Source organism: Ruminococcus sp. 8Y-12 (assembly GCF_058119865.1).
This window is the reverse complement of the sequence record NZ_CM176623.1, coordinates 1,823,276-1,839,378: the sequence shown is the minus strand read 5'-3', so window position 1 is coordinate 1,839,378 and position 16,103 is coordinate 1,823,276. Positions and strand designations below refer to the sequence as shown.

Below are 16,103 nucleotides of genomic sequence, written 5' to 3'. Positions count from 1 at the left end.
TCCACCGTTTACGGAAACTTGGACGCAAAGGCTTTCCTGAGCGTCCTAGTTGCAGTTAACGGTTAGTTCCCCAGAGCGTTGCACGTGTTTGCGTGAGAGCTGCCAACGCCCGGGTGACGTCCGGGTGGTAATGACCTGTCTGAACAGTTACCTTGAAATAAATGCAACGGGAACGTACCATTTTGATACGTTCCCATAATTTTACCATTATTTTATCCTGGCATCCAAAGAAGTCTTTCCCTTAAGCTGTTTACTGTACTTTGCCTTTTTGGATTTCGGAACAGAGATCTTTGCTTTTTTCCCAATCTTAGCAAACGCACTCTTTCCTACTGTTGTTAACTTCCTGGTTCTGATATTTATGCTCTTGAGCTTTCTTGCGCCATAGAATGCCTGTTTTCCAATGGTTGTGACATTTTCACCGATCGTAACCCTGGAAAGCTTCTTTGCGTTCATAAACGCCTTGTCTGCAATCTTAGTGACTGTACACGTTATGCCTTTTATCTTAACCGATTTTGCAATGGTAATTGCAGAGACATCATTTCCCTTCACTGCAGCCACCGTCTTTTTAGAGGGATCTGTAACCTTATACACCACATTCTTATATGTGACGCTGTCACCTTTCTTCAGTTCCTTCTGCAGCTCCAGTTCTTTTTTGACCTCTTCCAGCTCCTTTTTCAGCCGTTCTGCTTCTGCCCAGGCTTTCTTTTCCTCCGTGTTGGCCCTGTCTGCCTCTGCCTTGGCTTTGTCTGCCTCCGCTCTGGCTTTCTCTGCCTCTGCTTCGGTTTTTTCAGCCTCTGCTTGTGCCTTTTCCACTTCTGTCCGGGCTATATCCGCTTCTGTCTTGGCTTTTTCCAGTTCTTCCCTGGCTTTCTTAGCCTCAGCTTCTGCCTTTTTTGCCTCCGCTTCTGCTTTCTCCGCCTCCGCTTTCGCTTTATCTGCTTCTGCTTTTGCTTTTTCTGCCTCTACTTTGGCTTTTTCTGCTTCTGCCTTAGCTTTTTCTAGCTCAGCCTCCGCTTCATCTTTTTCTGCTTGCACCTTGTCTAAGGCTTTCTGCAGCTCGTCCCTGGCTTTCTCTGCTTTCTGGGCTGCTTCCTCTGCCTGCTTCACAGCCTTTTGAAGGGCTTCTATTTGCTCTGCGTTTCCAGATGCCTCTTCTTTCAATTTTTCTACTGTCTGAAGCGCCTCTTTCAACTCTTTTTCTGTCTTTTCCAGCTTATTCTGGGCAAGAATCAAGTTGTTTTCTGCTGTCGCATACCGAATCTGGTTATAGGTTTCCACCTCCGCAACAGCTCCAAACTCTCCTTCCCCCTGCAGTATTTGGATCTGAATGTATTTCCCGTCCATTCCTTCCGGAAGATCCACATTGACCCAGCTGCCGTTTGCAGGGTTCGCTACCATGATCTCCGGACTCTCTACCCCATCGGTAATCTGGTTGAGCGCTTCGTCAAATGTATTTCCTACCACATATTTAAATTTTTGTACAAGTCCATTTACATTGGATGGCCTTTGCAGGAACCGAAATCCATTGTGTGCCTTAGCATCATCTCTTAACTTCAGTGTTAAAATAGCTGGATTCTCCTGCGTTAACTCAAATCCGCTGCCATTCCACTGTGTATGCCAGAAGGAAGATAAATCTCCATCAATAAGACAGCTGACTGGATTCTGCACATCCTGTGTATTTGCATAAGCGTTTTCAAACTGTCCGCTGAAGCTCTCATAATCGCTTTCCTTGAGTATCACTCTGCATTTCAGGGATACTTCCTTCCCATTAATGCGTGCAGAGACGTTAATTACAGCGGTTCCGTATCCATAGAACGTTATACGTCCTGTCTCGTCTGCTGCGGCTACGTTCTCGTCCGAAGACGTATAAGTGATGCCGCCCTCCAATTCCGCGCCTTCTTTCACTATGGTTTCTACTTTTGTTACCGCTCCCGCATCCGTCACCAGGATCTCTTCTTCTTTCAGAGTCATGAGTTCTTCCACGTCTGATTCAAAGGCTCCCAGGTCCGGCTTTGTCTCTCCCACAGGATTTCCCGCGAAATCGCGTCCTCCGTTGTCCGGGATACGGATGCCTGCATTGATAGCAGGCGAATCCTCCTGCAGGGCGTATCCGCCCAGTGAATCAAGGGCAGGCTTGCCGGGTTCTGTACCGGTTCCTCCTTTGCCCGGGTCTGCGAACATAGGATCTGCCAAAATTTTATTCGGGTCATTCGGTGTAGTGTCAAATCCGTAAAACAGGTTGGTGTCATAGGTAAATCCACTTCCCCAATTGTTGTTCGGAAGCTCGATGCCTTCCGGACAGTAGAAAATGTTGTTTTTCAGCGTAGCCTTTCCGTTTGAATCTACTACTTTTTTCAGATTTGGCCCAATATAGAAGGTATTATTGTACACATCTGCATTGTCCGGGTTGGACATCAGGAACAGACTGTCCTCATCATTCTGGCTGACATTGTAACGGATCACGCTGTCCAGGGCCTCGTTCTGGCACACCAGTATAAATCCACCTTTATTGTTGTGGCTGTAGTTATACTGGTAAGTGGTGTGACGGCTCCAGTCACAGTCGTAGGCCTGACCATCTCCGTTTTCGTAAGTGTCGTAAGCTTCATTAAACTGGAAGACAGCGTCCTCGCATCTCCACGGCCAGATGGCCGCATTGTACATGGTCCACTGGTCTTTGGTGTTCACACTGGCTTTGTTGCTAATGTTGTACTCGATCAGCGGTGAAATGCTGAACATGGGTACAATGGCATCCCCACCCGCTTCTTCCACATAATTGTTTCGGATTACCACGTTGGTATGTCCGTATTTTTCCTTCACTTCGTCCGGAATGATTCCGCCGTGTCCGTCCCAGAGCTCGTATGACTCAGTCATTCCAACAGAGATACCTGTACGGCTGACTCTCTTTACAGTACAGTTCTGCACAGAGATATTGTTAAATCTCGTGTCGTCGCTCTCATCCGTTACTTCGTAGTAAATCCCGCCGTTTGGCAGAGTCTTTTCATCCAGCGTTCCATAGACATCATGCACATCCAGGCTGTCTAAATGAACATCTTCCATTACACCGCACCCGCTGGCCTCCACAAACACTCCGCTGAGAAGCTGACGCTGGGCAGCATTGTTGGATACTTCCAGGTTTCTCACAGTCACATGATTTACATTCTTTAAGTGTACGGTGTGGCGTACTTTTCCTTCGCCTTCAATATGGGGCTTTGGGCCTTCCCCATACATATCCACGATGATGGGCGCTTCCTCTGTACCACTTCCCTGCAGCACTAAGGCGCCTTTATAAGTAGTTCCTGCTTTAAAGAGAATTTTTGTTCCCGGTGCAAACTGCATGGAATTGACCTTATCAAGAGTTGCCCAGGCCCCATCCTCGCTTTTTCCGTCATTGCTGTCAGATCCTGCTGCGCTGTCTACATAATATATGCCTGGCTCTGCTGCCTCTCCCCCTGGTTCTTCGCCCTGTTCCCTCCTCACGGTAAGAATTTGGATATCTCCCAGGACAGGAATGCCGCCATCTGTGTTGATAAACTCAATCTTGACAGAGGATGCAGATACCGGAGCCTCCAGTGAGAATGTACGGATTCCCTCCTTCGCTGCCGCCTGCTCAGACGCAAATTCGACCGCTGTTCCATCGCTGAACGTGCACCTGATATTTCCTGTGTATGCTCCCCCGCTGCCATCCACAAGTACAATATCGCTTACTTTAGAGCTTTCAAACCCAAAGTCTAACCACTCCTGTTCTGCCGTCTTCGCCTTCCATTCATACTGTTGATGCTGTTCACTCAGAATATAGTCCGTCAGACCATTTACCGAATATCCGTCTGCTGTAGAGCTAGCGGTTACATTTGCTCCCACAGCTGCATTCTCTTTTTCCACCGCCTCTTTTTCTACATAGGAGATGACGGGCGTAATGTATACAGAGGCGTCGGTTAAATTCTTTTTCGAGGTCAGTCCCACAGCTATCCGGTCGCCAGTCCGGACCTGCACAGGAATGGGGTATAAATACATTTTACTTTGAGCCTGCAGCAGTATTTCACCTGACGCGGGATATATTTTTTTTCCGTTTTTCTCGATATACACCCCTACATTTCCGGAAGTCTGATATTGTCTTCTCAGATAAGCCTGGTGGGCCATGGAGACTTCCACCACTCCGTCTCTTGGCGCTTCCCACACAGCGAGGGAATCTGCCGTTGGGGCCGGTGCAATCAATCCCATGCCATTTTCCATGCCGGATGTCAGGACGCCTTCCAGCGCGATAAAACAGTTCCAATCCTCTATCCACTCTTCATATTGCATTCGTTTTCCTTTGTCGTTTCCACTGGTAAACTGATATTCATGATACCAGGCCGGTCCCTGGATTCCCCCTGCAAAGTCAAGCGCCAGATTGTAGCTCTCCCGTTCTGCCTCATTAACCTTCTCTTCTGCCGCCTGTACGGGCATTTTGCCAAGCCCTCCGATAATGCCAGGAACCGTCATGGACACGGCCAGAATAAGTGACATTTTTTTTTTCCACTTCATTTTCTTTCCTCCTCACTAATAAAATCGTATAAACCCTCTTCGTTAATCTCTACTACTGCTTCTTCTGCCTGCTGCTCAATAAAGTTATTAAACCTATCATCCAGCATTATGTTTTTTACAGCCATTTGGTCTGACTCAGAGAGGATATCCGCTTTTCTCAAGCCCTCGTAGCGCACAAGCCAATACTTTCCTTCCAGCATCACAGGCTCACTTACCTGGCCTTCCGAAAGTATCAATATAGCTTCTCCGTTTAAGTCTGACCGAACCAGTTCCCTCAGTTCGCCCTGATTCATCTCTCTGGTTTCAAGCCTGTATTTCGTTCCGTCTGTATCTAAATACTTCTGATCCTGTCTGGTCCCTTTCCTCAGCTTTTCTGCCAACACACCCAAAACATTAACGGTATCCCCATTCTTTTCATCCATCAGCTCTGTCACCTCGCACATTGTATAGACATACCTTTCTCCCTCAAGGGAAAGCGGAAGTTCCTGCTGCTGATAGTATTTCAAAATTTCTTCTTTGGTGATCTCACCCCCTTTTTCCTGTAAAATGTCATTTCTTAATTTATTGACCATGGCATCGACTTGATATGTATAAAACTCTTCTTTGCCAAAGTTCGTTAATCCGTAGATAACCTCCCCGTTTTTTACTTTTTCTTCCCTCAGGATGTTCTCTTCTTCCAACTGTTTTAAAAATACCTCCCATTTAAAAACCTCCGCCAATCCCCTGTCCTGGGCCAGCTTTTGCTGTACTTTAATACGGCAGAGTTTCTCTACGTTTTTGTCCACTATTTTTCTCCAGTAATCATCTTCTCCGGAAAAATACTGCTCTGCTTCTATGTCCTGGGGTATCTGAAACTCCTCAGCCAGTTCCCGTTCATACTGGAGTCGGTTTTCTTCCATGACCAGAGAAAACTCCTCCCGGCAGACCGGCAAACCATTAATCTTTACAATTTCATTTTCTTCAAATCCATTTTTTCCCTGGCTTCCGTATCCAATCATCACAGATATCCCAATCAATACCACTGCAGCCAAAATTCTCTTTTTCACATTTTTCATAGAAGCACCCCCTCCAGCTCCTTATCTACTGCCAATGCGTTTCTATTTCTTCTTTTATAATGTCCACATACCTCTTTGCTTTTGGGATATCGTGGTTTATAGTGTACACATCCCTCTGGGTGATTTCCAATTTGCATCCTCTAGCCGCGTGAAGGGTTGCTCTGAGGGTCTTTCTAAACTCCTCCTCATCCAGCACGGTACCTACTCCCAGAAAATTGGGGGACGGCTTCCTGTGAAAAATAATATTACTGCCTCTCAGCCGTTCTCCCATGGTCTCCTCCTTGCACCATGGAGAAATAGACACTTTTCTTAAGTTTGTAAGCTTTGAAATACAGCTCTCCCACACAGGATCTACCGGTTCGCAGCACCCATAAGAGAGGAGTCCGAAGCGGCTGGCTATCCGCTGGTAGCATGGAAAAATAAACTCCTCAAACATTGCAGGCGAAAGTCCCACCGTTTCCTGTGAATCCATAAAGCCCCACACGTCGTTTGTCTTAAAGGAACGCCCAGCGCGGACTTCCTCTCCCGGAAGGTCATGGGTATAGCAAAGGCTCCCCTGTCTCAGCCTTACATGGTCGGCAGTGGGAAATATCAGATTCTGCCCTTCCAGGAAATCAAAGTAAGCTATGGTATCCTCTGCGATCCGATCCATCATTTTCTTAAAAAGTTCGGGATAGTCATAAATGTTGTACATCATATTTTCCATTTTCATAAAATGGATAATCATCTGCGTGGGAACTGAGTGCAGGCTGTCCATCTTGACTTCTACGGGCAGGATGTCCCCAAATGTCTCCTCCAGCATTTGCTTCTTTTTCCGGGTAGTCTCCAAGTCTACGCCAAAGTCGGTTATCCCCAGCTTGTCGTAATCCTCCTCCAGATCCTCCACTACGGAACTGAACTCATGGCCAACGCTTCCTTCCTTAGCCTCTTTTTTGTGAATCTCGATGCCAAACAGGGTAAACCAGGTGTCATAATAAAGGATAAAGCGATCCGGAGTCACCATATCATCGTCAAAGAGCTCCTGATTTAGAAAGTTCAAATATAACTGTTCTTCCGTCCTCCTGGCAAGCTCTCCCTCGCAGCGAAGTTTTTGAGGGATAATTTCACTGGCAAATGTCCCCATTTCCAAATGAATCATAGGGCGTCTTCCTTTTAAATCATTGTGCTCATACCACTCGTTAATCCTCCTTTGATTCTTTTCTGTCTGAGAATACTCATACTGCTTACGGGCAAGTTCTCTGAGAATCTTCCGGTCATGAAAACTGATCTCATAATTGCGCACTTTCTTTACCTCCGTCTTTTTTTTCATTATAAAATTTTCTATACTATTTATCATTTGATTAACTTGCTGTCTTATGTCAAAAAATTGCTTTTTGTATTGTTAAAACCCAAACGAAATTTCCTCCGATTTCTTGAAAAAGAATCCCGCCCGGAGGGCTTTTTATATCATAGGGAATTCCGAAGGACTTTCCTCGTATGTTAAATTATTATTAGTTCCCCATTCTGTTCTTGAATGAGTATACTGTTTATAGACACTGTGGATTAGTTGAACTTTCCTAACGCTTTGACGTTTGAGCATAGGCTCTAACCACGGTTGTCTGCTTTAATGTTAATCAGTTAGATAACGCATGACGTTTTATTTCGCACGAGGCTACATAGCAGGCAGTTCTGTGGGTTCTCCATACAGTGTCAATACATTGCAAAGGAGCATTACTATGATCTGCATTGGTATCGATATTTCCAAAGATAAGCATGACTGCCTTATCTCTAATTCTATGATATAAAAAACAGGAAGCACCATATGTCAATCCATATCATGCTTCCTGGTTACATTTCTTATTTAGTTGTTCCTGCCCATTCTTTTATTCCAGTTTAATCTATCCCAAACAAAACAGCTTCGAAAGGGCGCAGGATATAGTCTGGTGCGTAAATTTTCGTACCTCCATAATTGGAGATAAACACTTCCCCGGGTATTCCGGGAACCGCTACCTTCTGCTCCCTGTTTACAAAGTTCAGCATGACGCATACGGTCCGGCTTCCAAAGCTCCGCCTATAAGCAATCACATTTTCTTCCTCCTCCAGTTCCGGTTCAAAAGTTCCATAGACCAGAACATCTCTTAGAGCCTTGGACTTTCTCAGACGGATCATCTCACGGTAAAAATTTAGTATACTTCTGCCCTGCTCCTGCGCCCTTACGTTCACTGTCCGATAATTTTCATTAACAGGAAAACAGGGGAGACTCGGGGAGAATCCTGCGTTTTTGCTATCTTCCCACTGCATGGGAGTGCGCGCATGATCCCTGCTCCTGCGGTTGGCCATATCCAGACACTCCTCCTGGGAAATCCCCTCCTTTTTGGCCCGCTCATACTGCCCCCAGGTCATAATATCCTCATAACAGTGAATATCATCAAAGTGGGTATTGCTCATTCCGATTTCCTCACCCTGGTAAATAAAGGGAATCCCCCTCAGAGTCAGATTGAAAACCGCCAGCATGGTGGCGCTCAGATATCCGATCTCCTCCTCCCCAAACCACTTGCTCAGAGACCTGGGCTGATCGTGATTCTCCAGCACCACGGACAGAAAGCTGTCGGCTTCCTGGGCCATCTGCTGGCTCTCAAACAGCCTCTCTTTGATCCGTTTTGCTGTCACCTTTCGGGGACGAAACCACTGAAATGCATCCACATCCAGCTCCATATAGCTGAAGTCAAAGATACTGCAAAATAATCCATCCGGACCAATATATTCCTCCAGCTTCTCTGCATCCACCCCCGACATCTCTGCAACGGAAAATGCGTCGTACACATCAAATGTTTTGCTGCGCATCTCCCTCAAAAAAACTTCGATTCCGGGATAATTCGAGGAGACTGTCTCCAGGTCAGCCAGGCCATCCGCCCCGTCCGGGGGAAGGCTTCTGTAAGAAGGGTCTTTTTTGATATAGGTGATGGCATCCACCCTAAATCCCCCCAGCCCCTTTTGCAGCCACCAGTTCATCATGCTGTAAATTTCCCGGCGAAGCCTTGGATTTTCCCAGTTCAGGTCAGGCTGCTCCTTAGCAAAGGTATGATAATAGTATAGGTTGGTCCCCTCAATAAGTTCCCACACACTTCCCCCAAAGATAGATCTCCAGTTGTTGGGCGCCTGGCCGTCCCTGCCCTCCCTGATAATAAAGTAGTCCCCGTACTCACCCTTTGGATTTTGCAGTGCTTTTTGAAACCACTCATGCTCACTGGAACAATGGTTTACCACCAAATCCATTAATATGCGGATATCTCTCTCCCCGGCTTTCACCAGCAGTTCCTCCATATCGCCGGAAGTACCGAAAACAGGGTCAATGCTGTAGTAGTCCGAGATGTCGTACCCATTGTCCTTCATGGGAGACTGATATATCGGGCTGATCCATACCAGATCAACCCCCAGACTCTGCAGATAGTCCAGCTTTTCCACAATTCCCCTCACATCCCCTATTCCGTCCCCATTGCTGTCATAAAAGCTTCTGGGATATATCTGATACGCTACTTTTTCATTCCACCATTTCTTTTTCATGTGCGAATCTCCTGTGTATATTCTATTTTACCGCCCCGTTGGTGACTCCGTTTATGATCCACCTCTGAGCAAACAGATAAAAGATCAAAATTGGCAGAAGCGCCAGCAGGTATGAAGCAAAGGCCACATTATAATTTGTTCCGAAGGATGACTGGAAGAGAAGCTGTGCCAGGGGCAATGTGGTGGATCTGCTGTCCCCACCGCTCAAAATGACCAGAGGCATCATTACATCATTCCAGGTGGAGAGGGCCGTCATGATCGCCACTGTGGCGTGCATGGGCTTCAGCATGGGAAACACCACCTTCCAGTAAACCCTCCAGTGCCCCGCGCCGTCTATACATGCGGCCTCCTCCAAAGCCTCGGGAATATTTTTTAAGTACCCTGTGTACAAAAGAGTATTCATAGGCATATTAAATACAATATAGAGAAGGATCAGCCCCAGCCTGTTATCCAGTCCGAAAACGCTTACCTCCTTTACCAGAGGAAGCATCAGCATGGAAAAAGGGACAAACATGCCGCAGATAAAGTATGTGTAAATCCATCTAAAATATCTGCTTTTTCCCATATTTCTTCCGATCGCGTAGGCTGCGATGGAATTGAGCAGAATCACGCCCGTCACAGCCCCTGCGGTGATCAGAGAACTGTTGGCCAGGGTGTGAAAGAAGTCCGTGGTCCGGATAGCCTCTGCAAAGTTATGGAAATCCAGCTTCCCGGGCAGGGATAAAAGACTTCCGATCTGATTTGTCATCTCTGAAGGATCTTTGAGTGCAATCACGATGGTCATATAGAGAGGAAATACCACGGTGATCAGCCCCAGAGCCAGCAGAATAGGAATCCCTGTACTCTTTTTACTTGCTGCTGTCTTCACTATAACTGCACCTCCCTTTTATTTAACACCTTCATCTGAAACAGAGATATGAGTACAATCACTGCAAAGTAGACCACTGAGTTGGCAGACTGGTAGCCGAACTGGTCTGCTGTCATCCCTGCCTTATAGATCAGCATGGAAATGGACTCTGTGGACTGAGCAGGCCCCCCATTGGTCAGGGACATGATCTGATCAAAAACCATAAGGAAATTCCTCATACAGAGCACTACATTTATGGTAAAAAACGGAGCGATCAGCGGAAAAGTCAGTTTCCAAAACTTCTTCCACCCCGTGGTTCCATCAATGGCTCCTGCCTCATACACCTCCTCCGGTACGGTCTGCAGCCCGGAGATATAAATGATGGTATTAAACGCTATGGACTGCCACGCCACCACAATCACCACACCGATCCAGGCCAGGCTGGTATTGCCCAAAATGCTGACACTGAGTGTCTCACTTCCGATCATCTTTCCGAACTCTGGTACCAGAAAGGTAAAAATGTAGTTAAAGATATACCCAACGATCAGGCCGCCCAAGATATTGGGCAGAAAATACATGCCTCTGAAAAATCCTTTTCCTCTGATTTTGGCGTTCAGAAGCAGCGCCATACACATACTGATCACATTGACTGCTATGGTACACACAATGGCGAATTTAAAGGTAAAGAGATAGGAATTCAAAACACGTTCATCTTTAAACAATTCTATATAATTGGATAACCCAACAAAATCATAGCTGCCGAAACCCTTAAAATTGGTGACGCTGTACATCAGCCCCCGTATCAGAGGATAGGTATGAAGTACCAGGAACAACGCCAGCATGGGAAGTGTAAAAAGTATATGTACTCTTTTCTGTTTTGACATCCTAATTCCCCTCCTTGATCTTCCGTATAATATCTTTGTTGGCTTTCTGCCACTCTTTATCCATTATGCTCAAAAAGGCGTCCTGATCGCCGTCAATCAGATACGTCTGGATCATCTCCGCATAGGGAATGGCCGCATTGTATACAGACTGTGCACTCATCACCAAATCCCCCTCCTCAAAGTAATGCTTTACCTCCTCCAGCTCCTTGGCGTAGGTAAAGCTGCCGCTCACAGCCGGAACCGCCGTCTGCTCATCCATGTACTGCTGCATGTTTTCCTCCTCCAAAAGGAACTGGAGAAACCTCATGCACTCCCCTCTGTGATCTGTTGTCCGAAATATGGAAAACATCAAATCCACCTGTGTGGTCATATGATTGTCCGCCTCATTTTCCGTCACCGGAAGCACAAACATGCCGATATTGGCATCCGGATTTGTCTGAAGGATGACCGGCAGGGCCCAGTTTCCCTGATGGAACATGGCTGCCTCCCCATTCGCAAAGCTGACGCAGGCATCATTGTATCCATATCCAAACAGATCCTTCTGTCCATAGGAGGCAAGCTCTCTGATCTGATCTGCACATACGCTGTAAGCATCCTTTAGCGCTGCTTCCTCTCTATTGACTTTGGCATAGAATTCCGGTTTCACTGTATTTGCTGCGATAGCTCCCCAGGGAGCCGATACATTCCAGGCATCCTTAAACCCAAATACGCAGGGCTGCACGCCCATTTTCTGAAGTTCGCTGCATAAACTGATATAAGCGCTCCAGGTCTTCGGCACTTCCAGTCCCTTTTCCTCAAAAATGTCCTTGTTGTACAGGACAACATTGGCATTGCCCGCATAGGGAACTGCAAAGGTTCCCTCCTTTGGAATGGACTCCAGCTGCTTTGCCATGTTCTGGTAAACCGGAGTCACCCTATCAAGTACCTCCTCCCCTGAAAGATCCAAAAACATATCAGAGTCCACAAAGCTGGTATAACTGGAATCCCCCAGCACTGCCGCCAAATCCGGCTCATCGTTCTTGATCAGTCTGGTCTTCAGGATCGATATGGGATCTGAGGGAGCTGACAGATTGACCCGTATATCCGGATTTTCAGACTCAAACTTTTGAATCAGAGACTCAAACGTACTGGTACACTCTCTTTTTCCCAGAAAAAATTCGATGGTTGTCTTTGCCCCATCCTCCTGCCTGCCGCAGGCGGTCAATATTCCCAAAACGGCTGTCCCAAGCAGAATCCCTGCCAACACTCTTCGTTTCACATCTTTTCCTCCTATAATGATAGAAATCCGTTTTCCGCTAATGTCAAGGTAAGGACTAACGATTTAAGATTTTCTTAAGAAACCCCTGTCCACTTCTTAACTATTCTTAGTTTTATGGCATTTAGTTCTTTTTAACCCGGTACAAACCGAAAAAGGAATAACCTCGCTTATATGCTTGATCATCCCTTTAATCTTCTTTCATTCCAATTCCAATGTGTAATATAATGCCCTTTTACTGTCAACTAATATATGTAATATTCGTAAAACCAGCACACTATTTTCTCTGTCATCCACTAAATAAAAAATAGTATAATTCTTGTAATAATGCTTTCGGATGCCAACACTTGCCAGTTGTAAGTCTTCATCCAGTTTATGTCTTTTCGGGTTTTGATTTAGTTTTCTTATTTCTTTTCTCAACCCTTGCATTATTTGCAATGCTGTTATAGGCGTCTTCAAATTAAAAGCAATGTAGTCGCCAATATCATTCAGATCTGCTTCTGCTAAATCGGTAATTTCGATTTTATAGTATTGCATCCTTATACTTTTTCTCCAATCGATCAAAGACCACATCAAAGTCTTCGACTTTACCCTGTTTAGCTTGTTCTAAACCAGCAAGCACCATTTCTCTAATTTCTTTTTGATTTTCATTGATTTTGCCATCAAATTCGTTCTTTGCTGCTATAGCCATGTCAAACACTCCTTTGTACTCTCATATTTTTATTATACTTGTTTCTTTATACTTTGCCAACTCTTATTTCAGCCATGAATTACACCAATCTTCACATTTCCATACAATTTTCACCTCCGTTTCATTTGTCACCTGAACTGTTCTCAGCATTTCATTTAAAAGTTCTCTGGTTATCCATGACATATCATCTAACTGCATCTTAACGTCCAGCATATCATTAAGATGGCACGCATTCCTCTTCCCCGGCTGCACGGCATTTTCTTTGCTCTTCAATACCTGCAGCTGAAATAATGCTTTCTTTTCTAAAAAGATATCCTTATTTATCTGCCCACTGCTGAATTCTTCATAAAGTGCAAGCATCTTTAGTTTTTGTTCCCCAACAGAACTCATATCTGTTTCAACTAAATTTACTTCCTTAATCGGTTTTTGTCTTTCTGCCATGTCCTCACTATGCAGTTTCAATACAAAATAAATAATATTTCCAATTGCACTTAGTATTTCTCTTTCCTCTATTTTTACTTTCCTATGCCCTTTATCGTCTGCATAACGTGAATGACGGCAGCGGTACCAGCCCTTTTCTAAAATCAGATTTTTACCGCAATATGAACATTTCATAATCCCGCTGAGAGGGTGGACCATCTGCTGCTTTTTCTTATTCAGATTATTTACTTTCTTTTTTCCAATCAAAGACTGCACTTGTTCAAAGGTGTTTTTGTCAATAATTGGTTCATGCATATTCTCTACAATAATATTATCCTCTTTGCACACTTTCTTTAAGCTGCTTTTTCCAATCGTCTTTCGCTCCACACGATGATTAATTACGTTGCCCAGCACTACTTCATTTTGAAGGATTTGGGCTACCGCTTCTGATCGCCACCGCAGGGCTTCTGCCTGTTTGGTATCTTTCGTGTGGCCACGTATCCCCAAACGCCATAAACGCCTCGCCGGACTTTCTATTTCCTGCCTGTTTAATATTCTGGCAATCTCACTATACCCTTTCCCCTCAAGTGCCAGTGCGAAGATGTGCCGAACTGCCTTTGCCGACTCCGGATCAACCACCAGATGATATTTATCCTGCGGGTCTTTCAAATATCCATATGGCGGAATCCCGGCCAGGAATAACCCCTTTTTTGCCAGGTTTCTTTTTACCTGTACCACCTTATGTGATAACTCCTTACTATAATGATCATGAATAATATTTTTAAATACCACATCCAGCCCCGGTACATCACCGTTACTATTTTGGCTGTCATAACCATCATCGACGGAAATGAACCTTACTCCTAATACTGGAAATATCTGTTCTAAGTAATTGCCAACCTCAATATAATTACGCCCCAGTCTCGAAAAATCTTTTACAATGATACATTTGACTTGTCCATTGCGAATATCATCCAGCATTGCCTGAAATGCCGGCCGTTCAAAATTAGTTCCTGAGTATCCGTCATCAACATATTCTTCTATTTCTCCCCGTTTAACATCCACATGCGACATTAAAAAACTTTGCAGATGCAGCCGCTGATTCTGAATACTGGCGCTTTCTTTTTTCGTGTTGTCGAGGTCCATATCCTCCCGGGAAAGGCGGATATATAATGCGGTAATATCCATTAGCACACTCCCTCCGTTCGGACACTTTCGTACACCTTTTGAATTTCATCCTCAAACCGGAATGAAATCTGTATCTTGTTTTTGTCTATAATGGTCACTCTCTTAACAAGCAATTCTGTAAGCTCTCTCGTAAGTTCATGAGTTTTCAAGAATTCACGAAGCTGCTCTGTGTATATATCAGTTACAGAAATATGCGTTTCTGCCAACATGTCTTCTTTTTTCAGTTTTTCCAACTGCTTTTTTGCATCCTCTTGTTTCCTACGGTATTTTTCTTTAAGTTTTTCATATTCAGAGAAAGTAACATTTCCCTCAACCATATCTTTATACAGCAAGGCTCCCTGCTCACGATATTCTTCTATTTCTTTCTGAAACTGAACCATTTTATCCGCTCTGCTTACCCGCTCTTTCTGAATATTAGTCTGCACGTTCTTCTTTTTAAGCGTTCGCTGCTGAGAGAACAATAGCTCAATATGGCAGCTCATTACTTTTTTCAGACTATTATACACTTTGTTCTCGCTGATGTAGAACTTCGGGAAAAAGGTACCATCCGGTCTTCGATTCTTGGTGGTTATGTAACCATAAGAAATTCGGTTATTCGCGTATACATTTCTGGTTCGGTACATTTTTTGCCCATCGATACTGTAGATCATGTTCTCCAACACATACTCTGAATTAACCAGATTATCATTCCGCCATCTCTTTTCCCGATTTATCTGAAGTTCTTCATCGCATATTTCCTGAACTCTTTCAAATAATCCCGGCTCAATAATTGGTTCATGAGTATTTTTTACAATAATATATTCGTCTTCACTCTGAGCTTTCGCACCCGGTCGCCCATCTGCGAGACACTGGCGATGCTTTCCCTGAACCATGTCTCCTAAGTACATTCTGTTTCGAAGAATATTTCGGATGGTCGGTGTACTCCACATCACATTTGCATACTTTTCATTACGGACTAGACCTTTCCGGTACCAGTATTTCATCGGTGCCGCTTCGCCCGTCTCATTCAATATATCGGCTATATGAGCATATTTCTTTCCTTGCTGTTTTAACTCATATATTTGCTTAACTACCTGACTGGTGTGCTTATTCACAACCAGCTTATGTGCATCATCTTTTGCTTTATCATATCCATATGGCGGAATATTGCCTACGAACATTCCCTTTTCCATTAAAGCCTGCTTTGCACTATATATCTTTCTGGATATATCTTTAGCATAAGCTGCGTTCACGATATTTTTCAACGATACCGTAATATCACTATCTTTGCTTAACGTATCGTAATTATCATTGACAGCAATAAAGCGCACTTTTAAAAATGGGAAGATGACCTGCAGATATTGTTCCACTTCAATGTGATTTCTGCCTAACCTAGAGAGGTCTTTCACAATAATACAATTTATCTTTCCCGCTTTGATATCATTTATCATTTGCTCAAATGCATCCCTTTTGAAATTAGTCCCGGTACATCCATTATCACAATATATCTGAACAATCTGAAATTCTGCCTTATCACTTAAATAATTCCGAATAACCTGTTCTTGATTATCCAGCACCTGATCACTCAAATCTTCATTATGCTCACTGGATATCCGTAAATAAATCCCTGTCAAATATACTTCAGGGGCAGAGACTGTACCTGCCGCACTTTTATTATCACTCTGTTCCGCCGCACTTTTTCTGCTGATTCTTGCCATCC

11 protein-coding genes are annotated in these 16,103 nt (G+C 44.6%); all 11 read right to left on the bottom strand.

Annotated elements, in window-relative coordinates; all coding sequences use genetic code 11:
• Positions 1-207: 207 nt before the first annotated feature.
• Positions 208-4,521 (bottom strand): leucine-rich repeat protein, encoded by a 4,314-nt coding sequence (locus tag AC0THY_RS06710; RefSeq protein WP_489993668.1) that lies wholly within the window; start codon positions 4,519-4,521, stop codon positions 208-210.
• A complete protein-coding gene (locus AC0THY_RS06705; RefSeq protein ID WP_489993667.1) occupies positions 4,518-5,576 on the bottom strand; it encodes a hypothetical protein in 1,059 nt (352 codons plus the stop codon). The genes AC0THY_RS06710 and AC0THY_RS06705 overlap by 4 nt, the downstream gene beginning before the upstream one ends.
• Before the next feature lie 25 nt (positions 5,577-5,601).
• A complete protein-coding gene (locus AC0THY_RS06700; RefSeq protein ID WP_489993666.1) occupies positions 5,602-6,885 on the bottom strand; it encodes a uroporphyrinogen decarboxylase/cobalamine-independent methonine synthase family protein in 1,284 nt (427 codons plus the stop codon).
• Positions 6,886-7,448: 563 nt separating this feature from the next.
• Positions 7,449-9,119, bottom strand: coding sequence for an alpha-glucosidase (locus tag AC0THY_RS06695; RefSeq protein WP_489993665.1), 1,671 nt, complete (start codon positions 9,117-9,119; stop codon positions 7,449-7,451).
• Positions 9,120-9,141: 22 nt separating this feature from the next.
• The gene (locus AC0THY_RS06690) at positions 9,142-9,987 is read right to left on the bottom strand and encodes a carbohydrate ABC transporter permease (protein WP_489993664.1); all 846 of its coding nucleotides are present in this window, start codon (positions 9,985-9,987) and stop codon (positions 9,142-9,144) included.
• Entirely contained in the window at positions 9,987-10,850 is an 864-nt protein-coding gene (locus tag AC0THY_RS06685; protein ID WP_489993663.1) for a carbohydrate ABC transporter permease, read from the bottom strand. The genes AC0THY_RS06690 and AC0THY_RS06685 overlap by 1 nt, the downstream gene beginning before the upstream one ends.
• 1 nt (position 10,851) lies before the next feature.
• On the bottom strand, positions 10,852-12,108 hold the full coding sequence (locus tag AC0THY_RS06680; protein ID WP_489993662.1) for an ABC transporter substrate-binding protein: 1,257 nt from the start codon (positions 12,106-12,108) through the stop codon (positions 10,852-10,854).
• 198 nt (positions 12,109-12,306) lie between these two features.
• The gene (locus tag AC0THY_RS06675) at positions 12,307-12,642 is read right to left on the bottom strand and encodes a type II toxin-antitoxin system RelE/ParE family toxin (protein WP_489993661.1); all 336 of its coding nucleotides are present in this window, start codon (positions 12,640-12,642) and stop codon (positions 12,307-12,309) included.
• The gene (locus AC0THY_RS06670; protein WP_489993660.1) at positions 12,629-12,796 is read right to left on the bottom strand and encodes a hypothetical protein; all 168 of its coding nucleotides are present in this window, start codon (positions 12,794-12,796) and stop codon (positions 12,629-12,631) included. Before AC0THY_RS06670 ends, AC0THY_RS06675 begins: the two co-directional genes overlap by 14 nt.
• A gap of 63 nt (positions 12,797-12,859) precedes the next feature.
• Positions 12,860-14,404 carry a recombinase family protein gene (locus AC0THY_RS06665; RefSeq protein ID WP_489993659.1) on the bottom strand — a complete coding sequence of 515 codons (1,545 nt, stop codon included), beginning with the start codon at positions 14,402-14,404 and terminating at the stop codon, positions 12,860-12,862.
• Positions 14,404-16,101 (bottom strand): recombinase family protein, encoded by a 1,698-nt coding sequence (locus AC0THY_RS06660; protein WP_489993658.1) that lies wholly within the window; start codon positions 16,099-16,101, stop codon positions 14,404-14,406. The genes AC0THY_RS06665 and AC0THY_RS06660 overlap by 1 nt, the downstream gene beginning before the upstream one ends.
• Positions 16,102-16,103 lie beyond the last annotated feature (2 nt).

Coding starts and splice junctions, on each gene's coding strand:
- AC0THY_RS06660 (WP_489993658.1), bottom strand. CDS start 16,101: ATGGCAAGAATCAGCAGAAAAAGTGCGGCGGAACAGAGTGATAATAAA.
- AC0THY_RS06705 (WP_489993667.1), bottom strand. CDS start 5,576: ATGAAAAATGTGAAAAAGAGAATTTTGGCTGCAGTGGTATTGATTGGG.
- AC0THY_RS06670 (WP_489993660.1), bottom strand. CDS start 12,796: ATGGCTATAGCAGCAAAGAACGAATTTGATGGCAAAATCAATGAAAAT.
- AC0THY_RS06695 (WP_489993665.1), bottom strand. CDS start 9,119: ATGAAAAAGAAATGGTGGAATGAAAAAGTAGCGTATCAGATATATCCC.
- AC0THY_RS06665 (WP_489993659.1), bottom strand. CDS start 14,404: ATGGATATTACCGCATTATATATCCGCCTTTCCCGGGAGGATATGGAC.
- AC0THY_RS06675 (WP_489993661.1), bottom strand. CDS start 12,642: ATGCAATACTATAAAATCGAAATTACCGATTTAGCAGAAGCAGATCTG.
- AC0THY_RS06700 (WP_489993666.1), bottom strand. CDS start 6,885: ATGAAAAAAAAGACGGAGGTAAAGAAAGTGCGCAATTATGAGATCAGT.
- AC0THY_RS06710 (WP_489993668.1), bottom strand. CDS start 4,521: ATGAAGTGGAAAAAAAAAATGTCACTTATTCTGGCCGTGTCCATGACG.
- AC0THY_RS06685 (WP_489993663.1), bottom strand. CDS start 10,850: ATGTCAAAACAGAAAAGAGTACATATACTTTTTACACTTCCCATGCTG.